This window comes from Stappia albiluteola (assembly GCF_014050225.1).
GTDB lineage: Bacteria > Pseudomonadota > Alphaproteobacteria > Rhizobiales > Stappiaceae > Hongsoonwoonella > Hongsoonwoonella albiluteola.
On record NZ_JACFXV010000044.1, the window covers coordinates 88,165 to 110,854 of the forward strand.

Annotated in this window: 18 protein-coding genes and 1 tRNA gene; 4 read left to right on the forward strand and 15 right to left on the reverse strand. The window is 60.0% G+C overall.

All coding sequences use genetic code 11. The annotated features are described in order from the left end of the window. Positions 1-108 precede the first annotated feature (108 nt). From H2509_RS07740 to H2509_RS07795, 12 genes are all read right to left on the reverse strand, one after another. Complete coding sequence (locus H2509_RS07740) at positions 109-729, reverse strand: ribonuclease D (RefSeq protein WP_182164127.1); 621 nt, start codon at positions 727-729, stop codon at positions 109-111. Between the two features lie 553 nt (positions 730-1,282). Continuing rightward, positions 1,283-4,216 (reverse strand): type I restriction endonuclease subunit R, encoded by a 2,934-nt coding sequence (locus H2509_RS07745; RefSeq protein ID WP_182164013.1) that lies wholly within the window; start codon positions 4,214-4,216, stop codon positions 1,283-1,285. Next, entirely contained in the window at positions 4,203-5,606 is a 1,404-nt protein-coding gene (locus H2509_RS07750; RefSeq protein WP_182164015.1) for a restriction endonuclease subunit S, read from the reverse strand. The genes H2509_RS07745 and H2509_RS07750 overlap by 14 nt, the downstream gene beginning before the upstream one ends. Before the next feature lie 92 nt (positions 5,607-5,698). After that, the gene (locus H2509_RS07755) at positions 5,699-7,318 is read right to left on the reverse strand and encodes a hypothetical protein (RefSeq protein WP_182164017.1); all 1,620 of its coding nucleotides are present in this window, start codon (positions 7,316-7,318) and stop codon (positions 5,699-5,701) included. 39 nt (positions 7,319-7,357) lie between these two features. Then, positions 7,358-9,154, reverse strand: coding sequence for a GmrSD restriction endonuclease domain-containing protein (locus tag H2509_RS07760; RefSeq protein WP_182164019.1), 1,797 nt, complete (start codon positions 9,152-9,154; stop codon positions 7,358-7,360). A gap of 2 nt (positions 9,155-9,156) precedes the next feature. Further along, on the reverse strand, positions 9,157-11,289 hold the full coding sequence (locus H2509_RS07765; RefSeq protein WP_182164021.1) for a type I restriction-modification system subunit M: 2,133 nt from the start codon (positions 11,287-11,289) through the stop codon (positions 9,157-9,159). A 391-nt stretch (positions 11,290-11,680) separates the two neighbouring features. Continuing rightward, complete coding sequence (locus H2509_RS07770; RefSeq protein ID WP_182164023.1) at positions 11,681-12,796, reverse strand: site-specific integrase; 1,116 nt, start codon at positions 12,794-12,796, stop codon at positions 11,681-11,683. After that, positions 12,789-13,277 carry a helix-turn-helix domain-containing protein gene (locus H2509_RS07775; protein ID WP_182164025.1) on the reverse strand — a complete coding sequence of 163 codons (489 nt, stop codon included), beginning with the start codon at positions 13,275-13,277 and terminating at the stop codon, positions 12,789-12,791. Before H2509_RS07775 ends, H2509_RS07770 begins: the two co-directional genes overlap by 8 nt. A gap of 1 nt (position 13,278) precedes the next feature. Next, a complete protein-coding gene (locus tag H2509_RS07780) occupies positions 13,279-13,485 on the reverse strand; it encodes a helix-turn-helix transcriptional regulator (RefSeq protein WP_182164027.1) in 207 nt (68 codons plus the stop codon). 76 nt (positions 13,486-13,561) lie between these two features. After that, complete coding sequence (locus H2509_RS07785) at positions 13,562-14,257, reverse strand: hypothetical protein (RefSeq protein ID WP_182164029.1); 696 nt, start codon at positions 14,255-14,257, stop codon at positions 13,562-13,564. A gap of 100 nt (positions 14,258-14,357) precedes the next feature. Next, positions 14,358-15,542 carry a tyrosine-type recombinase/integrase gene (locus H2509_RS07790; protein ID WP_182164031.1) on the reverse strand — a complete coding sequence of 395 codons (1,185 nt, stop codon included), beginning with the start codon at positions 15,540-15,542 and terminating at the stop codon, positions 14,358-14,360. 186 nt (positions 15,543-15,728) lie between these two features. After that, positions 15,729-15,815 (reverse strand) — tRNA-Leu (locus H2509_RS07795). A gap of 252 nt (positions 15,816-16,067) precedes the next feature. Here H2509_RS07795 and H2509_RS07800 point away from each other — a divergent pair. Continuing rightward, positions 16,068-17,066, forward strand: coding sequence for a complex I NDUFA9 subunit family protein (locus H2509_RS07800; RefSeq protein WP_182164033.1), 999 nt, complete (start codon positions 16,068-16,070; stop codon positions 17,064-17,066). A gap of 87 nt (positions 17,067-17,153) precedes the next feature. Here the strand turns inward: H2509_RS07800 and H2509_RS07805 are convergent, their stop codons facing one another. Further along, positions 17,154-17,387: a DUF1127 domain-containing protein gene (locus H2509_RS07805; RefSeq protein ID WP_182164035.1), complete on the reverse strand. Its 234-nt coding sequence runs from the start codon at positions 17,385-17,387 to the stop codon at positions 17,154-17,156. Positions 17,388-17,600: 213 nt separating this feature from the next. Between H2509_RS07805 and H2509_RS07810 the strand changes: the two genes are divergently transcribed. Beyond that, positions 17,601-18,605, forward strand: coding sequence for a helix-turn-helix transcriptional regulator (locus H2509_RS07810; protein ID WP_182164037.1), 1,005 nt, complete (start codon positions 17,601-17,603; stop codon positions 18,603-18,605). A gap of 6 nt (positions 18,606-18,611) precedes the next feature. Here the strand turns inward: H2509_RS07810 and H2509_RS07815 are convergent, their stop codons facing one another. Beyond that, positions 18,612-19,418: an undecaprenyl-diphosphate phosphatase gene (locus tag H2509_RS07815; RefSeq protein ID WP_182164039.1), complete on the reverse strand. Its 807-nt coding sequence runs from the start codon at positions 19,416-19,418 to the stop codon at positions 18,612-18,614. 212 nt (positions 19,419-19,630) lie between these two features. Here H2509_RS07815 and H2509_RS07820 point away from each other — a divergent pair, with 212 nt between their 5' ends. Both H2509_RS07820 and queG read left to right on the forward strand, forming a co-directional pair. Further along, positions 19,631-20,323 (forward strand): glutathione S-transferase family protein, encoded by a 693-nt coding sequence (locus H2509_RS07820; protein ID WP_182164041.1) that lies wholly within the window; start codon positions 19,631-19,633, stop codon positions 20,321-20,323. A 32-nt stretch (positions 20,324-20,355) separates the two neighbouring features. Beyond that, entirely contained in the window at positions 20,356-21,492 is a 1,137-nt protein-coding gene (gene queG, locus H2509_RS07825; RefSeq protein ID WP_235974804.1) for a tRNA epoxyqueuosine(34) reductase QueG, read from the forward strand. Here the strand turns inward: queG and H2509_RS07830 are convergent. Continuing rightward, positions 21,474-22,679, reverse strand: a complete 1,206-nt coding sequence (locus tag H2509_RS07830; RefSeq protein ID WP_182164043.1) for an acyl-CoA dehydrogenase family protein — start codon at positions 22,677-22,679, stop codon at positions 21,474-21,476. The two genes, queG and H2509_RS07830, sit on opposite strands and share 19 nt — an antisense overlap. Positions 22,680-22,690 lie beyond the last annotated feature (11 nt).

Consider the following 22,690-nt stretch of genomic DNA (forward strand, 5'->3'; position numbering starts at 1 on the left):
TCGGGGTTGCCGGCACGCCCAGTGCGAGCCCGACCCATATATAGGCGAGCCGTCCGTAAATGTCTTGAGACGTCGCGCAGGCCGAAGGTTCCGGCCGGCACGGTCCAATCACGAATGGGCGAAGATGTCCGCGTCGGCGAAGCCGCCGAGATCAAGCCTGGCGCGTACCGGCAGGAACTCGAAGCATGCCTTCGCGATATCGGCCCGCTCCTCGCGCTCCAGCAGGGCGGCGAGCTTTTCCCTGAGATCATGCAGGTAGAGCACGTCGGAGGCCGCATAGGTAAGCTGTGCGTCGCTGAGCGTCTCCGCCGCCCAGTCGGAGCTCTGCTGCTGCTTGGAAAGGTCGATGCCCGAAAGCTCCTTCACCAGGTCCTTCAGGCCGTGGCGGTCGGTATAGGTGCGCACGAGGCGCGAGGCGATCTTGGTGCAGAAGATCGGCGTGGTGGCAATGCCAAGGCCGTGCTGCAGGACCGCGACGTCGAAGCGCGCGAAATGAAAGATCTTGGTCCTGGCCGGATCGCCCAGCAGGCGGGCGAGGTTCGGCGCCTCCTTCTGGCCGCGGGCGATCTGCACCACATCGGCCGTGCCGTCACCGGGCGAAAGCTGGACCACGCAAAGCCGGTCGCGATGCGGGTTCAGGCCAAGCGTCTCCGTGTCGACCGCGACGGCCTCGACATTGGCGTAATGGTCGAGATCTGGCAGGTCGTTCCTGTGCACGCGGATCGTCATGGCGCAGCCTTCTAGCGTATCGGTGCCGGCGGACCCGCGGAGTGCGATCGACACCCCGCCGCCACCGGCAGCTGGCGGATTTGCGAGCTTTACAGCATATGCGCCCGTGCCCTGCAACTCCTTGCGCGGCAGTTGCGCAGAAGCGGACGCCGGAAACGAAAAAAGGTCCGGCAAACCGGACCTTTTTATCGAATTTCGGATCGGGGTTACCCGCCGAAACCGGAATTGGTGCCAGGAGAGGCATCTAATTTGCCGATTATCTATCTGTATAATATAATGTTTTTTCTGTGTGGTTTTCAATATACCAACAAAAAGACCAACAAATCCGAGCTTCACCATGCATAATGTGTAAGATGTCTCGCAGATGGTGAATTATGAGATCCTCGTGATCAAAACAAATAGTTACGTGCGAAACGCAATAGATGGCTTGCCGACAGTCAGTAACGCTATCTTTAGGACAAAACTAAAGCGACCAGATTGCGTATCAGATAGCTTGTGGCCGAGCGTCTCCAAAACAACAGGAGCCTGTACAGGTATGCAGATCTCGCTATGATCAAGTATAGGTAGCGGCAAAAATCGTCTCAGAAAGCCATTTCTTGAACGACGGATTATCGCTGAACTGTTTGAATAGCTCGGTATGGTCCGACAGCAGCTCGATGACGGCGCGCTCTAAAGCCCTGTCATGCTCGATGCGCGCGTTCTGCTTGTCCGAGTTCTTCATGGCGTTCTGATACGCCTTGTCGGCCGACACCTTAGCCGGAAGCTCCTCCGCGATGACCTTCCCGATTTTGTCCCGGTCCTTCCAGTCGATGTTGCCGAACATCTCGTTGAACGTCTTGAGGATGTTGCTCAACAGATCGAGCTCGGGCTCGGGTTTGCGACCGCCGCCAGCAGTAGGGACCGGTCCGATTTCGGCGTCCGCGTCCGGCAGCACGATGGCCATGGTTGCCTGGGCTTCGACGCGGTAGCTGTCCATGTCGATCGCTTCAAGGATCCCCTTGGACAGGTCCTGCTCCTCAGGCGCCGGCAGCTTAGGCGTCAGGAAGTTGAGGAAGATAGATAGCTTCTCCCAATCCGCATTGCTGTAGGGGAGGATCGCGGCCAAGAAGCCGTATGTCCTCGTGAACGCCTTCGCCTTACCCTTGAAATCGACCTGCCCATCCTCATCGAGGTCGGTCTTGTAGACGGCGACACAGGCGTCGAGAATCGGGTCGAGCTTGTCCCGGTCTGCACCGCCGAGGTAGAGCGCCACCAACTCCTCCACCTGGTCCCATGCATAGACCTGATAGCCATCCAGCGCGGCCTTCAGGTCGTGCAGCTTGTTTGGGTCGGTTTCCTCGCTGAGGATCGTGGTCCGGTAATATGGCTCGAACGACGTCTTGATGGCCTCAAAATCGTTCATGAAATCCAGCACGAAGGTATCGTGCTTCTGCGGATGCGCCCGGTTCAAGCGCGACAGCGTTTGCACCGCCTTCACGCCGGACAGCGTCTTGTCCACATACATTGTGTGAAGCAGCGGCTCGTCGTAGCCGGTCTGGAACTTGTCCGCGACAATCAGGAACCGGTATGGGTCCTTCTGGATCAGCCCCTCGATCTGGCTGCTCGGAAAACCGTTCAACGTCGCTTCGGTGACCCTCTGGCCGCCGTATTCATGCTCGCCCGAGAAGGCGACGATGGCCTGATAGGGGCTTTTGCGCTCCTTCAGATATTCCTGGAAGGCGTGGAAGTACTGGATCGCGCGCTGAATCCCGTTAGTGATGACCATCGCCCGGGCCGCGCCGCCGATCTTACGGCGCGCCATGACCTGGTCGTGGAAGTGATCGACCATGATCTCGGCCTTTTGGCGGATCGCATGGTCGTGGGATTCCACATACTTGCGCAGCTTCTTCTGCGCCCGCTTGGTGTCGAACTTGGGGTCGTCCTCCACCGTCTTCATGAGCCGGTAGTAGCTCTCGACCGGCGTGTAGTGTTTCAGCACATCGAGGATGAAGCCCTCCTGGATCGCCTGCTTCATCGTGTAGCTGTGGAAGGGAACGTGCTTGATCTTGTCGCCCTGCGGGACCGGCGCGCCGAATACCTCCAGCGTCTTGTTCTTGGGCGTGGCGGTGAACGCGAAATAGCTGGCGTTCGGCAGCACCTTCCGCGCCTCCATCAGACGGTTGATGGCGTCCTCGACCGTTTCCTCTTCCTCCTCGGCGCCATTCGCGGCGAGCGCGATGTTCATCTTCGCTGTGGTCCGGCCGCCCTGACTGGAATGAGCCTCGTCGATGATGATGGCGAAGGTTCGCCCGCGATGCTCGTCGCCGATCTCGTCGAGGATGAAGGGGAACTTCTGGACCGTCGTGATAATGATCTTCTTGCCGGCCTTCAGGAAGGCTCGGAGATCACCAGATTTTTCGGCGTGTCCCACGACCGACGACACCTGCGCGAACTGTTTGATCGTATCGCGGATCTGCTTGTCCAGCACGCGGCGGTCGGTGACCACGATGACGGAGTCGAAGGTCGTCTTGCCACTTGTCTCCAGCCCGATCAACTGATGAGCGAGCCAGGCAATCGAGTTGCTTTTGCCTGAACCGGCCGAATGCTGGATCAGGTAACGCTTGCCCGCTCCCTGTGCCTCGGCATCGGCCAGCAGCTTGCGCACTACGTCCAGCTGATGAAAACGCGGAAAGACCTGCTTCGGCGGCTTCTTCTTGCCGCGCTCGTCGACCTCCTCGACGACTTGGGCGTAGTTTTCCAGAATGTCGGTGATATTCCGTTTCGTCAGGTACTCTTTCCACAGATAGTCGGTCTTAAGCCCGTGTGGATTCGGTGGATTGCCCGCGCCATCGTTCCAGCCCTTATTGAACGGCAGGAACCAGGACGCCTTGCCCTTCAGGTGCGTGCACATCCGCACTTCGTGGTCGTCCACGGCGAAGTGGACGACACAGCGGCCGAACTGGAACAGCAGCTCTTTCGGGTCGCGGTCGCGCTTGTACTGCTCGATCGCGTCCTCGACCGTCTGCTTGGTCAGGCTGTTCTTCAACTCGAAGGTGGCGACGGGCAGGCCGTTGATGAAAAGCGCCGCGTCGAGCGACAGCTTGGTCGCATCCTTAGAATAGTGCAGCTGCCGGGTGACGCTGAACACGTTGGCAGCGAACAGCGCCTCGGCCTTCGAATTGCCGGGCGTCGGCGAGCCGAAGAACAGCTCGACCGAGCCGGGGCCGTGCTTCACGCCGTTGCGCAGCACGTCGATGACGCCGCGCTTGGCGATCTCGCCTTGGAGGCGGTGAAGGAACTGCAGCCGCTTCGGGCCGTCTTCACCGATTCCGAGCGCCTCCACGGATTCCGGCTGCGTGGCATTCAGGAAGTCGAACAGTTTTGCTATATCAACAGCGTGGTCCCGGTCGAAATCCTTCGAGGCACCAGCGACGTAACCCGCCTCGTTGATCAACGAGCGGACGATGAGGGCTTCGAGACCTTTTTCGCTGGTGTCAGTCGTCGGCATCGGCCCCCTCCATCACCTCCACGTCGTCGCCGTCCAGCTCGTCCTCCAGCGTGTCATCCTCGTCCGCGATCGGCTCATCTGCCAGTGCCGCGATCTCCACATGGCGCAGGTCCAGCTTGCCGGTGACGACGTCAGCAATCAGGCGCTCGCGGTACTCCCGAATTAGGGCGATCTCATTGCCCGTGCGTTCGAGAACAGCGTTCAGGTTGGAGAACTCGGCTCGGAAATATCGCGCGATCTCGGCCTGCTCTTCTGCGGGTGGTCGCGGTGCGTAGAGATTTGCAATGTCGTCGACTGCAAGGCCCGGCTGCGCGGCTGACTCCGAGTACTGGTTCAAGTTCATGACCCGGAGCAATTCGACAAACCATTCGATGTCGTTAGGTGGCTCCAACGTCGTCACAATCGCATGCTCAGAAGCCCAGAAAATCCCGGAGATGCGATGGACATTTCCGCAAAGAGCGCCCTGCCTTCCGACTAACGCGAAAGTTCCCTTGTGAGTGAAACGGTCTGTGTATCCGCGCAGCCCGTTACCACCATAGACGGGATAGGTTCCTGTCTCGTCGATGCTCTCCGCTGTAATCGAGTCCCCACTCTTCATCCGGGAGAACCGCTTGAGTTTCAGAACATCCCAATGCGCCGGAACCTCGGGCATCCAGTCAATGCCGGTGGGCTTCATCGGGGCGTCTGGGTTCAGGCCGCGCGTGACGGCCCGGTTGATGATTGCCTGCTTCTGCTCGTTCAACAGCCCGATCAGCCGCCGCTTGTTGCGGATCAGGCGACGGACCTGCGCCTCCTTGGCGCGAAGAAAGCCCACCATGCGCTCCTGCTCTGCGATTGGCGGACATGGAAACGCGATGTCGAGGAACTTGTCGGGATAGAGCCGCAACCGCGATGCCCGAATGCCGGTTGAGCGGCAGATATATTCCCACCGCAGCATCGGCGTGCGCAGGAGGTAGTCGACGTACTCGGGCAGAAAATCGTCAGAGTTAAGCGGTCGATAGACGCCGTAGGCCGGACTTACGATCCCCACGTTCTTCGAGACGCCAAGCGCCGACATCCATGCCCACATCGTATTGATGACGACATCGTTGGGCCGTGCGACCTTGTGCCCGACGTAGGACTCGGCCTTGAACATCGTCACATTCTTCTGGCTTCGCGGTGTCACGCCAGTGGTGTGGGAGACCGAGAGCAGCTCCTCCTCGCCAGTTTGCGAACGCTCGTCGATCTCACGGAAGAAGTACTTCCCGCGCTTCTCCGACCAGTGCGCCGGGATTTCCCCCAGCCAATGCACTCTCGCCGCTTTGTAGGCGGGATAGCGGCCGGGCTCGGCGACCGATTGGTCGGGCGCGGTAGGTTGACGTCGCTCTATGGCTTGTTCACTGGAAATCATTGGCTGCTCAAATAGGGAAGGCTGGGAAGCGCTAGGCGGCATTGGCCTGAGACGATCGTCACGGGGGCCACCTTTACTGATCCTGTTCTCGCTCATGTTGCCCCTGTCCGGCGGTGTGCAGGCATGTCGGACACGACTATCTGCTGCGTTTGCGGGTCAAAGCAGTAGTAGATGCGCAGACAACGCGTCGGGTCGCGTGTGTTGCCGCCGTTCTTGATGTGCCAGTCAGCTGAAAACCTACGGCCATTCCAGTCGAACTCATAGGTGTCCGCACCACAGGAGGCGTTCTGGATACCATCCATGATCGTCACGTTGTTAATCGATCCGCCCCCGCCATTGATGCGTTGGTCCCTACATTTCGACGCCAGCCAAAGCAGGCAGTGCGCTGCTGTCTCGACATCTGTAAATTCCGGATTCCGTGCCCCGCGATGCGCGTTCGGTGTCAGAACCAGTCGCCCTGCCAACTGTTCATCACACCAAGCGGGCAGTTCCTGCCAGCTTGCAGGCATCGCAATGTCCAGATCGGGGTCATCGCCCCTCGCTTTGAGCAGGTCTGTCAGTTGCTGAATGCGATACGCGGATTTTTGTGCTTGGGACTCCGAGAGTTCAGCGCGTGCCCGCTCCTTCTCGTATTCAGAAATGTAATAGTCCTGTTCCGAGCCCAGCGAAGCGACTTGTTTTTCAAGCGCATCAATCCGGTCGTTTGCGGCTGCGAGCTGGTCGCTGGCACTGGCGTCCTCGTTCCGGAGGTTTTGCTGGCGCAGTTTCAGGTTAGCGTTGCGGATCGCCGCGAAGGGCAGCACATCGCGTCCGAGCTTTGTTCGCAGAATACTTTCCTGCGCGGCCAGCTGCTGCATCCAGCGCGTTGCCCGCGCTGCGCCCTCGGCCGTATCCAGCTGATTGGCGAGAACTAGGCGGTGGATGTAGGGGTCGGCGTCATCGGAAAAGCCCGGCAGATAGACACGCGCTGCACCTCCGAAGACCGATTTGAACTTGCCAAACCGATCGGTCAGCCGCCAGGTCGCCGCGGGGTGGAGAAGTGCAACATGCCCGATGCCAAGCATGGCGCGGCTGAGGGCTGCCGTGTCGAGCGTTGGATGATCGGCCTGCCCGCTCTCGGCCAGGGTCACCACGAAGATGGGCAGTTGCCGGGACGGATCGATCAGGTCATCGATCAAGTCTTCGGCGTCTGCATCGGTCTCATAGACCGTCGGTGAGACGGAGAGCTGTTTCTGGCCGCTGATTAGCCTGCATTTCTGTACGACCTGTTGGATGAAACCAGGCGTGTGCGGCTCGATCTGTAGTTCGTCTTCGGGCGTGCTGACCAACAGTCGGGCGCTGAACTTCGCGGGCTGGTCGGGCAGCAGGCCGACGACCACCTCGGTGGTCCAGACCCGTTCGGCGACGGTTTTATCAGGGTCGTCGGTGCGGATGGCCCAAAGATCGGACGTACCGGACTGGAGGCGCACGCAGCTGCTGTTCCGCCCGCCCGACAGATAGTCAAAGGACTCTCGCTGCCAGGCCTCGCGCGGCAACTGGCCGCCACAGCGCTTCTGCGCCCATCTGAGGATTTCTCCGACCGCTGCGTTGGCAATGGCAGCAGGATCGTCGCCCGGCATCCCGCCGGCCACACGCAGCACCTCGTGCTCGCGCACGACACGCGGCATGCGGCTCGCCAAGGGGGAAAGGGCGTCGATCATACTGTTGCTCATGTGACCACCTCCGGGTGCGTTGTGTGCCCCAGCTGCATCTCAAAGCCCCTCGAAGTAGGTTTTGATCTTTGCCGCCATTAGCTTCCGGCGCGCTTCAAGGAAGTCGCCAAAATCGGGAATCTCCCCATCGAGCAGCGCCTCAGGCAGACAACTCATGCGGAGGTTTGCCCGCATCTCCGTCATTTCCGTGATGCCGCCGTACTTCTTAGCACCGCCGTTACATTGATCTGCGAGCTCGGCGAAGTAGAGCTCGGGCGCCTTATCGCCGATGCCGATGTTGATCTCGCTTTGTGCGAGGACGAAGTTGGCGATCTGGTTATACCGCCCACGCGCCATGCCCTGTTTTTTCAGGTGGTTGCGCGGATAGACGTGATGCACGTCGCTGCGGTTTAGCAACAGGTCGCGCACGGTGATATCCCGCGACAGGAAGCCGAGATCCCCCAGCTTCACCTGTGCCGCCTGGTAGACGAGGAAATAGGGGCTGGACGCCGAGGAGGTATCCATCTCCTGCGGGAGCAGCGTGGACCAGAAGCTTTCGGGAAGCTCCGCATCGATTACCGCCTCGCAATAGGTCGCAAGACCGCGCGCCTCGATCTGGCGGATATCGAAATCGAACGCCGTCTCGGGGCTGCCCGAGTAGCGCCCCCTCAGCAGCGACATGACATACCAGCGCCGCACCAGCCGCTCGATGTCGGCAGCCGGCATGCCCTCCGCGCGGCCGCGCAGGTAGAGGATGTAGGCGAAGTTGATAGCGTTCTGGCTGCGGATGAGATTCGACGTGACGAACCCGGCCGAGCGCAGGATCATTGTCAGGCGGTCGAAATGCGTCTTGTTGATGAAGTTGAGAACGCCCGTCTTCAGGCGGGCGAACGCCTCCTCAGCGACAGCTTCCTCGTACTGCTTGGTCTCGAAGTTACGCCCCGACAGCAGGGCTACAAGGTCTTGCAGCTTGCCGCGCCGAAACTCGGACGTGAACGCCACGCGCAGCATGTCGGTGTAGGAAGGGTCGTAGAGGTCATCGTTGACGTCCTTCAGCCATCGCATTTTCGGGAGGAATTCCGACGAGGCAAAAGCCTTGTCCCCCTTCTCGATGCGCGAGAGGAACTCGGGTGCTACCGCCAGATGGCAGAAATAGTCAATGGCCTTGCGCAGCATGTTGCCGCCATAGGCGTCGTTCGCCGCAATCTTTGACATAGCGAAGTCGGCCTGGCTGAGCGAAGCCCCGGCAGAGTTCACCCGAATGAAGATCTCCGTAACCGTTTCGATGTCGAGGTCTTCAGCGAGCTCGATAATGCCTACGTGGTTGTTGATGATCTTCCGGACGCGTTCGAGGATGCGCGATACCTGCTTGCGATCAGCAGCAGGGTTTCGCTCCGCATAATCGTCCGTCAGTTCTGTCAGGCTGGCATCGGGTGAAAACACTGCGGCCAGATCAGGAATCCAAGAGGCGTCTTTCTGGATGGCCGGGTTGGAGACCTCGAAGCGTTCCTCGACGGGATGGAAGGCGATTCGGATACGAACAGTTTCGTAGTCCTTGGTCAGCACTTCCCGGCCGAGCAACGCGGCCATGAGCGCGGTCACACGTTGCTGACCATCGATCAAGATGCGCTTGCCCGAGGATGTGGAGCCATCCTTCAGCCGGACCGACGGATTCCTCCAGGCAATCAGGTAGCCCACCGGGTAGCCCTGATAGAGGGAGTCCAGCAGATTCCTGACCTTGGTCGCATCCCACACGAAAGGGCGCTGGATCTCGGGAATCGCAATCTCGCCGGACTTCACCCACGTAAGAAGCGTCTCGATCGGATGAGGAGTGACGGAATATCGCTGTGTCGCCATGCCTAACGTCCTCCCACGAGGACGTCTTCGAGCAAGCCCTCCGTCTCTTTCTCCAGCGCTCGAATATCCGCTTCGATCTCGTCGAGCGTGCGCAAGGGCTGCGGCCTGTAGAAATGTCGCGTGAAAGAGATTTCGTATCCGACCACCGTTTTTGAGGCATCGATCCACGCATCAAAGGCATGGGGCAATACCTCCCGTTGGAAGAACGCTTCGATGCCCCCTTCTTCTAGGAAAGGCACCTGCTCGGTGTCCCGCAGTTCCGTGTCGGGCTCGTACTCCACGACGGTCGGCTTGCCGCCGATCGTCATGTGGTAGCTTCCGTAGAGCGCGTCCTGCGCCGCATCTGATCCGGCCTTCGGCTTCGAGGTCTTGCGGATCACCGGTTCCGCAGCGGCATCCTTCTGGCCGAGCGCCGACATGAGCAGCTTCTGCCGCTTGGCCGTCATTCGAAGGCCCAATGAGCTGGCGGCATCCTCCACCTGGGCAACGAAGGCGTTGAAATCCAGATGCGGGCCGGGGCCGCGAGCCTCCGCTACCGCCTCGACTGCGCGGACGAGATCATCTTCACCCGCTTCTGCGCACGCCTTGCGGAATCGCCGCAAGGCGCCGTCCGTCAGCTCCGTCTTCAGGCGCAAGGGACGCTCTACCGTGATCTTCCGGTAGCCAAACGCGTCGTTCGGGAAGACCTTCGACGCCTCGTCTTCCTTCTGCTGGAGCAACGCGTCACAAATGCGCTTGATATCGTCGGCACCAAGCTCACAGTTCTTTTTCCCGAGATTTTTACGCAGTGGCTTGAACCAGGCGGTGGCGTCGATGAGCTGCACCTTGCCCTTGCGGCTCTCAGCCTTGCGATTACTCAGGACCCAAATGTAGGTCGCGATACCTGTGTTGTAGAAGATGTTCAGCGGCAGGGCGATGATGGCTTCGAGCCAGTCTTTCTCGATGATCCAGCGGCGGACGTTGCTTTCACCGGAACCCGCATCCCCAGTGAACAGCGAGGACCCATTGTGCACCTCGGCGATGCGGCTCCCCAGCGGAGAAGCCTTCTTCATCTTGCTGAGCATGTTAGCCAGGAACACCATCTGGCCATCGCTCGACCGGGTTATCAGGCTGAACTCAGGATCTCCACCGTGCTCGATCACGAAACGAGGATCACGCAGTTCCTTTTTCCCTCCCATGCGCTCCAAGTCGGTCTTCCAGGACTTGCCGTAGGGGGGATTGGACAGCATGAAGTCGAATTCGTGAGACGGGAACGCGTCTGCCGACAAAGTCGACCCGAATTTCATGTTTTCGGCCTCGACGCCTTCTCCCTTCAGGATCAGGTCGGCCTTGCTGATGGCAAAAGTCTCGGGGTTCACCTCTTGACCGTAGAGGTGAACCGAAACTTCCTTCCCGTGTTCTGTTGCCAGCTTGATCAGCGTTTCTTCCGCTACCGTCAGCATGCCCCCCGTGCCGCAGGCCCCGTCATAAACGAGGTATGTTCCCGACTGAATGTCGTCGGCGATCGGCATGAAGATAAGGTAGGCCATGAGCTCTACCACGTCGCGCGGCGTGAAGTGCTCTCCTGCCTCCTCATTGTTCTCTTCGTTGAATCGGCGGATGAGCTCCTCGAAGATCGTGCCCATTGAGTGGTTGTCGAGACCGGGTAGCCGGACACTTCCATCTTGGTGCAGGATCGGCTTTGGGCTCAAATTGACAGAGGGATCGAGAAATTTTACGAGCAGGAAGCCTAGGACGTCCGCCTCGACGAGCGTGGGTATCTGGTTGCGGAATTTAAACTTATCTAGCACTTCCTGAACGTTCGGCGAAAAGCCGTCGAGATACGCCTCGAAATCGGCCTTCAGCTGCTGGTGGCGCCCTCTAGAAGTCAAATCGCGGAGGCGAAACTGAGAGGTGTTGTAAAATGCCTCGCCTGATGCCTGACACAGGGCGGCATGCTGGTTTGCAACCCCAGCCTTGTCGAGTTGAGCCTTCATAGTGAGTACCGCTTCCTTCGTCGGCTCCAGCGCTGCGTCGAGACGACGAATAACGGTCATTGGCAGAATCACATCGCGGTATTTGCCGCGGACGTACACGTCACGCAGGACATCGTCGGCAATGTTCCAAATGAAATTGCTGATGTTGAGATTTCTCATTTTTGCTCCGTGATTCCCTACCATCGCAATCTAGAGTTCCTCGAAGGCAGTACTCAACGTGTTTTACGTTCAAAATTTGTGACTTGCCCAGCCAAGGCTTACATTCGATGTTCGTCGCTGGTGTCTGATAACGTGTCTCTTCCAGAAAGACGCACTCATTGGTCGCGCCCCGGACATCGAGCAAACGGCGAAAGGCCGGGCGGATGAATTATTTTTTAGTGGAACCGTAGAGCTTACCAAGTTGGTCGATTTCGGTGAGATATCGTTTCGCTATTTGTTGGCTCATGATTTGCTTGAATCGGATTGCGTTAGTCAATACAAGGAGATCAGAGTGTTCCATACAAGCCAGAGCATATGCGGCATATAATTGTCATTCTTGATTGAATTCGGCTTATTTTCCATGATGGGCCTTAATATTTTCCAACAAGAATTCGGCAAGTGCATCGATATTGTCTTCGAAACAGTAGCGGCGATTGCCTGACGCCGACGTCGCTAAGTTGGCCATAATCTCCGCCTGCCGATGGCTCGCCACGGCGCCGTAGCTGATGAGGGTCGTCAGCACGCGCTCATGGCCAAGGTTCTGGCTCCAGGCTTTGAAATATTCCGGCGTTTTGCACATGCGCTCGCCGATTTGGGCCAGCGTATTGCGGAAGGAATGCGGGTTGAAATAGGGCAGGTCAGCCGCCTCAAATGCCTGCCGGAAGATCTTGCGGATCGGGTCGGCGTTTTTCCAATGTTCGCGCGATAGCCCCTTCGCCGCAAATAGGCCGTCGGCGTTCAAGCCGATTTCCGTTGCCGGGAACAGCGGATCGTCCGGCCCAAACAGTTTTTCAGTCTTCAGGAAATCGATCCACTCGATGACAATCTGTTCGATATCCTTGCCGACCGGAAAGAACCACGAATGGATGGTCTTGCGGTTCTTGGTGCGCACGCTTCGCGCATCCTGATCGACCGTGCGCCGGTCCATATCCACATGGCGGATCGAAAGCGAAGCCATTGCGTCATCACGCATACCTGTCAGATAGGCGAAGGTGATCAGCGCGCGGTTGCGCTTCTCGATATCGCTTACCGCTTTCATCGAAAAAATGACATGGCGAATTTGTTCGGCGCTGGGTACAGGCCTTTCCCGCCTTGCCGTCGCGATCCGGCTGTCATTGGCGGAAGGATTGAAATAGTCGGCGTCCGAATAGCTGATACGGGATTTGTAACCCGGTTGCCCGGCGAGCCAATGGAAGAAGGCCTTCAGCGCCATGAGGCGGGAATGGATCGTCGCCTTGGCCAATGGCTTGCCCGTATCCGGGTTGATTTGGTCGTTAAGCTGGCGCTTGAACTTACGTGCTTGCTCGATATGGAATTGGGCAAAATCCTTGTAGCCGGTCGAGGCTTCGAACACGGCGATTGCTGCCGCGACCTGATCCGTGCTCTTCACCGACATCCGCTTGGCTTCTTCCAGATAGGCTAGATATTGACGCTTGATCCGTTCGTTTTTCGGATGATGCTTACGCATGGGGTTTGGGCTCCTTCTTCAAGTAATCATTCAGGCAGGGTTTCCCGCTATCGCTTATGCGTTCTTCTGCCTGCATGATCGTCACGTCCAAAATCCCCCTGAGCGCTTTCAGATTGGCATTGGATATGCGCTTGTGCATGACCGTCGCGCATGTCTCGCAAAGGGCGCGCAGGTTGCCGTTTGTCGGTGTCATCGGGATATATTCGGCTTCCCCGAATGCAGGGCGTTTTGGCGTACGGCAGGAAAAGCAAAAGCATTCGTCCAACCGGCATTTCTGCTTCGCTTTGGATTGCCGCTTTCCGAATTCAACCAAGTCGCTGCCGAGGATCAAAGTTGGCCTTTGATCGGCAAGCGATGGCAGGCCCGACTTGAGCCACCGCCGCACGGTCCCCTTGGCGATCCCCAGCACGCGGGAGGTTTCATCCACGGTATAGCTGCGATGAATCTTTATCCGACGCCAGGCAGGGCGCTTACGAGCCATCCTAGGCGGCCCCGTTTTCGATCAGCGCGCGGATATCTTCAACGCGCCAGACGGTGATGCGGGGGCCCAGTTTCACAGGCTTTGGGAAGCGGCCATCCTTTATTCCCGCCCACCACGTCGATTTACTAACGGGAATGGGCCCATTGGGAGCAAGGATGGATGACAGGCGAAGGAAACCTGATTGGGGAAGTTCGCTGTGGTCCGGCATGATTCTTTTCCGTCCGGTGATGACGGATAACGACTGCCAAACTTCTCGTGGCCAGAAAGCCGGAAAGGCCAAAAACTCAGCCGGAAGGGTTTTTGGCCTTCTCTAAGTAATTGTAAATCTTAGAAACTCTCTCTTTCACGCTACTTTCTGCAGGTTCGGCGCCATAGGTGTCGGTGAACCACTGAAGCATCATGCGAATCAAGTCTGCTTGCTTATCCGGTAGACCGTCTAGTCCGTTTGCGAGCCGGACGATTTCCATAGTGAAACTGTCCCAATCATACTCTTGGGGGCGTCCCCCGCGATTTTTTTCATTTGGCTTTGGTGCCGGCAAGGATTTCGGATTCTTATTGTTAATAGGCTCAGCACGCGGTGGGGGCGGGGTAAAAGGGACTTTGGTCAACGTGTCCAGTAACTCGTCCAAAGGGTCCTTGTTCGGTGAAATCGATTCCGCAATGCCGATGTGTTCAGTTAGGAACGTATCAAAAAGGAACGCTGGAAAGAGTTCCTTTTGTCGTGCGAACTCTATTAAATCCGCGCGTGATACTAGGCTGTCCGATAAATCGCCAATGCTTGCCGAATAATTGCGCGATGAATCCGCATTTAATTCGCCACTGATAGCGGCGCCAACGAGCATCTGTTTAATTGCAATCACTTGGCTTGATAAAGTCGAACTCCACTTGGAGTTCCTTGCTGGGTCCATACCACCCCAAAGGCAAGCAGCTTGGTGGATAGTGAAAACGTCCACGTATTTCCAGTAAGATATGTCGGACATTGGACGCGCGCATCCCATTTTGGTAATTTGCCAGCATAGCGTGCGTAGGCTGTATGTAAAATACTTGCGTTTGCCGGTAAGGATTATAGTTTTTCGTCTCTTACCTCATGAGGTTCAATATCTCGCTATTCCACCACGCAGCCATGGCAACTCGTTCTTCCCAATAAGTAGCCCGGTGGTATGCTCGCCGCACTTCGTCCGCTCCAACGTGCCCCAGTTCCGCTTCGATAGCGTCCGGGTTCCATTTGCCGCTTTCGTTTAACAACGTTGAGGCAGTCGCCCGAAAGCCGTGGGATGTCATTTCCTCTTTTGTGAAGCCCATCCGGCGCAAGGCCGCGTTCAATGTGTTTTCGCTTATCGGGCGTGCAGGCGCTGAAATTGATGGAAAAGCCAGATCGCGTGTTCCGGTCAGTTTGTAGAGGTCGCGAAGAATATCGACTGCGGCGACTGGCAGAGGTTTTCGATGTTCCTTGCGCATTTTGGTTCGCGTCGCGGGGATCGTCCAGACGCCCTTATCCAGTTCAAACTCTTCCCAATTGGCTTGCCGTAGCTCACCCGGCCTTGGATAAAGCAAGGCCATTAGTTTCAGGGCAGCGCGGGTTTCAAGAGCCCCTTCATATTCCCAGATCGTGCGGACCAGTCCTGCAAGCCGTTGCCAATCGGTTATTGCAACTCTGTGAGTGACCTTCGGAGTGGTAAGGGCACCACGTAATCCGAAGGTCGGATCATTGTCCGCCCTAGCTGTTGCAATCGCATATCGGAACACTTGGCCAATTGTCGCGCGCAAGCGGCGAGCGGTCTCGTAGTTGCCCTGTGCTTCCACCTTTCGCAATGCCACAAGGATTTCAGAGGCGGTAATTGCAGTGATAGGGCGGCGTCCAAGGTCCGGCCGCGCCAAGTCCAGAAGCCAGCGCTTTTTCATCAGCGTTGTTTCCGCCAAACCGTCGCGCGTCACCTTTGCCAGGAACTCATCAGCGATCACATCGAAGATGTTGCCGCTTGCCAGCGCGGCCATTGCCTTGTCGACTTTGACCTGCTGTGAAGGATCGACCCCTTTCGCGAGAAGGTCTTTCGCCGCGTCCCGTTTCTGACGGGCCTCCGCAAGGCTTACATGCGGATATTGGCCCAGCGCCAGTGCCTTTTGCTTCCCGCCAAACCTGTAGGCCACGCGCCACAGTCTGCCGCCTGCTGGCTTCAGAAGCAGATATAAGCCATGGCCATCGCTGATTTTTTTCTCCGTTTCCGGAGTTTTCAGGTTTCGGATCTTGGCATCGGTCAACGGCATTTGTTGGTCTCCAACAATGCAGGAAAGACCTAAATGTTGGTCTTTCTCCGAAAAGATACCAACAAATGCGCCGGATACCAACACACGTCATTGGATGACGTCGGACGCTGAAAACGAAAAAAGGCCCGGAAAACCGGACCTTTTTGCGAGATTTCAGACTGAATTGGATCGTCTGAAACCATGATTTGGTGCCCAGGAGAGGACTCGAACCTCCACGCCCTTGCGAGCGCTAGCACCTGAAGCTAGTGCGTCTACCAATTCCGCCACCTGGGCACGTGAGGGGAGCTTCTAAGCATCGCTCCCGGCCTTGTCAACGAGTGTTTGGCGACAAAATGCTTTTCATGCACAACGTGCCTTCACAGCACGCGATGCAGGGGATAAGAGAGCGCAGGGCCGATCCTTTTCCCCTGTGGACAGGGATTGCGCGGGCCTTTTTCCATGCCGGCTCCGGCATGGTGCAAGGCGCGGTTTGACTTCGGAATTCGATCCGGCGGAACAGCCGGATGCGGCAAGGGAGCGGCAGGCATGGCCATAGCGGGGAACGGGTCGGCAAACGCGCCGGTAAACGGAAAGCTCGTCACGGTATTCGGCGGATCGGGCTTCATCGGGCGGCACGTGGTGCGCGCGCTGGCGCGGCGCGGCTATCGCATCCGGGTGGCGGTACGCCGGCCGGACCTTGCAGAACATGTCCAGCCGCTCGGCATGCCGGGACAGATCATGCCGGTGCAGGCGAACCTGCGCTATCGCTGGTCGGTCGACCGGGCGATCGAGAAGGCGGACGCCGTCGTCAATTGCGTCGGCATCATGAACCCCTCCGGCGCCCAGAGCTTCGATGCGGTGCAGGCCTTCGGACCGCGCGCGATCGCGGAAGCCGCCCGCGCGGCGGGACTTTCGGCGGTGACGCATATCTCCGCCATCGGCGCGGATGCGACTTCGCAATCCGGCTATGCGCGCAGCAAGGCCGCTGGCGAACAGGCGATCTTCGAGACGCTGCCGCAGTCGGTCGTGCTGCGGCCGTCGGTGGTCTTCGGGCCGGAGGACGAGTTCTTCAACCGTTTCGGGGCGATGGCGCGCATGTCTCCCGTCCTGCCGCTGATCGGCGGCGGCGAGACGAAGTTCCAGCCGGTTTTCGTGGGCGATGTCGCGGATGCCGTGGCCAAGGCGGCGACCGGCGAGGCGAAGGCCGGCACGATCTATGAACTGGGCGGCCCCGACATCAAGACCTTCCGCGAATGCATGGAGCTGATGCTGGAGATCGTGCGCCGCAAGCGCCTGCTGCTGCCGATCCCCTTCGGCGTGGCAATGATGCAGGCGCGTATCCTGAGCCTGCTGCCGAGCGCGCCGATCACGCCCGATCAGGTGACGCTCCTGAAATCGGACAATGTTGTCTCGCAGGCGGCGATTGCCGAGAGCCGGACGCTCGATGGCCTTTCCATCGAGGCGCGGACGCTGGCGGCGATCCTGCCGACCTATCTGGAGCGCTTCCGCGTGCGCGGCCAGTTCGACGCCCATCGCGCCGCCTGAGCCAGACCGCGACATCGAGATGAATGAAAGATCGGGCGCCGGTGTCCTTCCGGCGCCCGATCTCGTTTCGACCTGGAAATCTTCATGTCAGCGCCGGAGCCGGCGCCGGCCGGTCATTTCGTCGATGCGCTCGTAGCCCTCATATCCGCGGGCGAGGCCGATATCCTTCAGCATGCGGTCGTCCAGAGCGTCCAGCGCGCGCCGGGTGCGGTAGCTGCGGATGGAAAGGCCGAGCGGCCGGCTGATTGCGGTCACGATCGTCGCCGTCCAGCCGCCGATGCGCAGCAGGCCGATCGGCCGGGATATGCTTCGCGATGTCATCGTCTGCCTCCATGTTCGGGGATATGCACCCCTTTTCCTGAATGCCCTTCAAAACAAGAGCTTGGGAAGGATGTCCGGCTACTTGCCATCTCTCCTGCCGCCGTCTTGAGCGCAGAATGACGGATCAATCCTGCCAGCAGTGAGTCAGGTTTGATCACGGTCTGTTCCAGGATGCGGTTTTTTTGTATTGATGGGTGGCGAGAGGGAGAAACCATGAATCCGATCGACCGGGCGCTGGGCATCCTGCTGATGCTGACGGGCGGCAAGCTGGTGACGGCGACCGAGCTGTCGCGCCGCTTCGAGGTCAGCCTGCGTACCATCTATCGCGACATGGACCGCCTGCTTTCGCTGGGCATTCCGGTCGATGCGGAGCGCGGGGCGGAAGGCGGCTACCGGCTTGCCAAGGACTATATCCAGCCGCCTGTGGCGCTGACGTTGAATGAGACCGCCTCCTTGCTCGTCGCCCTGGCGCTGGTCCGCGGATTGAAGGCGACGCCGCTTTCCGCCGATCTCGACACTGCCGAGCGCAAGCTGCTGGCCGCACTGCCGAGACGCGCAAGGGAGCTCCTGATCGAGGGCGGCCGGGTGGTCGGCATCGAGCAGGCGCCGGTCGATATCTTCCACAGCGAGAAGCAGACCGTGGAGCGGGGCAACATGCAGGTCGCCGTCGACCGGTTCCTGGAGGCGCTGCTGGCGGCGAGGCGCGTCCGTTTCCGCCATGAGAATCCCTATCGCGGGCGCGTGCGCGATTACGAGGTGGAACCGCATGGGGTGCTGTTCGATCGTGACCGGTGGTATCTCGTCGGCCGCAGCGTCGATGAAACGGAGGCGCGCATTTTCCGCGCCGACCGGGTGATCGAGATCGAGGTCGCTGGAATTTCCTTCCGCCCGCCGAAGGATTTCAACATTGCCGATCACCTTGGCCGCACCTGGCTGGCAAGCGCCATGCGGCGTTGGGAGAGTGATGGCGATATCGCGGAAATCCGCGTGACACCGGAACAGGCGGAGACCCTGGCGCGCGACTGGTTCTACCGGCACGCGGCCTTCACCCGGCTGGCGAGTGGCGACACGCTGATTGGTATTCCGAACCCGACGGAGCGGGAGCTTTTCGCGCTGATCCGCTGGCTTGGGCCAGGAGCCGAATTGCTGAAGCCGCTGGATCTCCGCGAGAAGCTTGCCCGAAGTCTGGAAGCGATGGCGGCGACCTATCGGGCGTAAGCCGGCTCAGCCCAGAAAGTGCAGCAGGGCGAAGCCGACGAGTCCTATCGCGATCCGCCACCAGGCGAACGGCGCGAAGCCATGCCTGGAGACGAAGGACAAGAGCCCGCGCACGACGAAGACGGCCGCCACGAAGGCCGCGACGAAGCCGACGGCGATGACCGTGGCATCGTCGAAGGTCAGCGCCGACCGGTTCTTGTAAAGGTCGTAGGCGAAGGCTCCGCTCATCGTCGGAATGGCCAGAAAGAAGGAAAACTCCGCCGCCGAGCGCTTGTCGGTGCCAAGCAGCAGGGACCCGGCGATGGTGGCGCCGGAGCGCGAAACGCCCGGAATGAGGGCCAGCGTCTGGAAACAGCCGATCGCGAGGCAGAGCCAAACCGGATAGTCCATGGCTTCCGTGTATCTGGGGCTGAAGCTCATTCGATCGATGAGGAGCAGGATCACCCCGCCGATCACGAGCGTCGAGCAGATCAGCGCAGGCGATTCGAACAGCACCGTCTTGATGAAGGAATGGGCCAGAACGCCGACGAACGCGGCCGGCAGGAAGGCCATGACGACGCCGATGGTGAAGCGCTGGGCGACGGGATCGCTCGGCAGGTTGCGGGCGATGTTCAGCAGGCGGGAGAAATAAACCGTCAGGATCGCGAGGATCGCGCCAAGCTGGATCAGCACCTCGAAGGTCTTGCCGGTGCTGTTAAAGCCGATGAAATGACCCAGGAGCAGGATATGGCCGGTGGAGGAGACGGGGATGAATTCCGTGAGCCCCTCGACGAGACCGAGAATCAGGGCGCCGGCGATCGTGTCTGACGTCATTCGAAAGCGGTCTCCGCGCCGATCTTACGGTAGGGCTCGACAAACGGCATTTCGCGACATGCAGCGCCGGCGTCTGTGAGTTTCCTGAATGGCATATTGTCTGATTCCCCCGCGCGGACTATACGGGGCTTCGGTAGCGCCGCAAGATATCTGCATATCGGCATTTGCGCGTACCATCGCTTGTTCCGACCGAACGGGTTACCATCACCCTCATGCTGACCCTGTTCCACCACCCGTTTTCGCCGTCCGCGCGCTTCGTGCGGCTGATTCTCGCCGAATACGGTGCCAAGACGGAACTGCAGGTCGAGCGCCCATGGGAGCGCCGCCGCGATTTCCTGCTCCTCAATCCTGCCGGTACAGTGCCGGTATTGCGGGAAAATGACGGTCCGGCGATCTGCGGCGTCTTCGCGATCATGGAATATATCGACGAGACACGCGGCTATGCGGTTGGCAACCGCCGGCTGATGCCGGACCATCCGGACGCCCGCGCCGAAACGCGCAGGCTCGTCGACTGGGCCGTCGCCAAGCTCGATCAGGAAGTCGTCGGTCCCTTCGTGCGCGAACGCGTGTACAAGCAGGAGATGCCCTCGTCGGCGGGCGGCGGAGCGCCCGACTCGGCCGTCTTGCGTGCTGCCCGCACCAATATCCACCACCACATGCGCTATTTCGGCTATCTTGCCGCCACGCGCAACTGGCTCTCCGGCGACCGCCTGAGTTTCGCGGACTTCGCCGTCGCCGCCGAGCTTTCCTGCGCCGACTATCTGGGCGAAGTGCCATGGGCGGAAGAGGACAACGTGAAAGCCTGGTACGCGCGCATCAAGTCGCGCCCGAGCTTCCGGCCGCTGCTGGCGGAGAAGATCCTGGGCATGCCGCCGTCGCCGACCTACGAGGACCTGGACTTCTGACCCCGCGCGCCGCGCAAAAGCTCAAGGACGCCCTGCAACGCAAGGCGCACGATCTCGGTTTCGATCTCTGCCGTATCGCGCCCGCCCGGCTCGACGCCGCGCACGGGCAACGCCTCGCCGCCTATATCGAGGCCGGCCATCACGGCAGCATGGACTGGATGGCGGAGACGCGCGAGCGGCGCTCCACTCCGCAGGCCCTCTGGCCGGAAGCGAAGACCGCCATCGTGCTTGCGATGAGCTATGGCCCGGACGGCGAGGCCAACGCGACGCTCGGCCGGCCGGATGTCGCGACGATTTCCGTCTACGCGCGCAACCGCGACTATCACGACATCATGAAGGGGAAGCTGAAGGAACTGGCGCAGTTCCTTCTTTCGCGCGCCCGCGACGCCGCGTCCGGCGAGGACGGCACAGCGCCGCAGGTGAAGGTCTTCGTCGATACGGCACCGGTGATGGAAAAGCCGCTTGCGGCCAGGGCCGGTCTCGGCTGGCAGGGCAAGCATACCAATCTCGTATCGCGCGAGCTCGGCTCGTGGTTCTTCATTGCCGAGATCTTCACCACGCTCGATCTTCCGGCCGACGAGGCGGAAGTCGATCATTGCGGCTCCTGCCGCGCCTGCCTTGCGGCCTGTCCGACGGAGGCTTTCACCGCGCCCTACCGGATCGATGCGCGGCGCTGCATTTCCTATCTCACCATCGAGCACAAGGGGCCGATCGCGCCGGAGTTTCGCGCGGCGATGGGCAACCGCATCTATGGTTGCGACGATTGTCTGGCCGTCTGCCCGTGGAACAAGTTCGCGGTGGTTGCGCGGGAGGCGAAGCTTCAGGCGCGAGAGGATCTCGAAGCGCCGCGGCTGGCCGAACTTCTCGCTCTCGACGATGCCGCGTTTCGCGCGCTCTTCACCGGGTCGCCGATCAAGCGGATCGGGCGCAACCGTTTCCTGCGCAACGTGCTGATCGCCGCCGGAAACTCGGCTGACCGCACCCTGCTGCCCCAGGTCATGGGTCTGCTGGCAGACGAGGCGGCGCTGGTCAGGGGGGCAGCCGTCTGGGCGCTATCCCGTCTTGCCGGCGAGGCGGAATTCGAGGCGGCGCGCAGCCGCCTCGAGCCGGGCGAGGAAGATGCCGGGGTCTCGGAGGAGTGGCGGCTGGCTCAGCCCCATTGCCAATAGTCGGAGCCGAGTTTGGCGTAGGATCGCGCCAGCACCATCTTGTGCACCTCCGAAGCGCCATCGACGAGGCGCGCGGCACGCGCATAGCGATAGATCCATTCAAGCACCGTATCGCCCGAATAACCGCGCGCGCCGTTGAGCTGGATCGCGGTATCGACCGCCTTGTGCAGCGTGTCGGCGACATGGATCTTGGCGGAGGACACCTCCTGGCGCGCCTTGTCGCCCTGGTCGAGCTTCCAGGCGGCATGCATGACGAGCAGGCGGCCGATCTGGATGTCGTGCGCGACCTCGCCAAGCTTCAACTGCACGGATTCCCGATCCGCCAGACGGATGCCGAAACCCTCGCGGCTCGATACATAGGCCTGCGCGATCTCCATCGACCGCTTGGCGAGGCCGAGCCAGCGCATGCAATGGGTGAGACGCGCCGGGCCAAGGCGGATCTGGGTGAGGCGCAGGCCGTCGCCGACCTCCATGAGGCGGTTCTCGTCCGGAATTTCCAGTCCGTCGAACTGCAGCTCGCAGACGCCGCCATGTTCGTCCGGGCCCATGTTGCGGATGCGGCGGACGATGTGCCAGCCGGGCTGCTCGGCATGGAACAGGAAAGCGGTGAGGTGCCGGCGCGTTTCCTGCGGGTTCGGATCGGTGCGCGCCATCAAAATGAAATGCCTGGCGACGGCCGCGCCGGAGATGAACCATTTGCGGCCCGTGATGCGCCACTTGTCGCCGTATCTTTCGGCCTTCGTCTGGATCATCGACGGATCCGAGCCGCCGCCGGGATGCGGCTCCGTCATGACGAAGCTGGAATTGACCGTGCCGTCGATGATCGGCTGCAGCCATTTTTCCTTCTGCGCTTCGGTGCCGACCATTTCCAGCGTGCGCATGTTGCCGTCGTCCGGCGCCGCGCAGTTGAAGCAGGACGGCCCGAAGATCGAGCGATTGGCCTCCTCGTAGAAGACCGCCTGCCCGACCATCGGCAGGCCGAGGCCGCCGCGCGACTGCGGCATTTGCGGCGCCCACAGGCCCGCGGCCTTCGCCTTGGCGCGAACCTCGTCGCGCAGGCTCATCTTGATGTTCTCGTGCTCGTTGAAGCTCGCCGGGTCGGATTCCAGCGGCAGGATATGCTCCTCGACAAAGGCGCGAACCTTGCGGCGGAGCCCGTCGTGACGAGGGTCGAGGGTAAAGTCCATGGGCTTTGTCC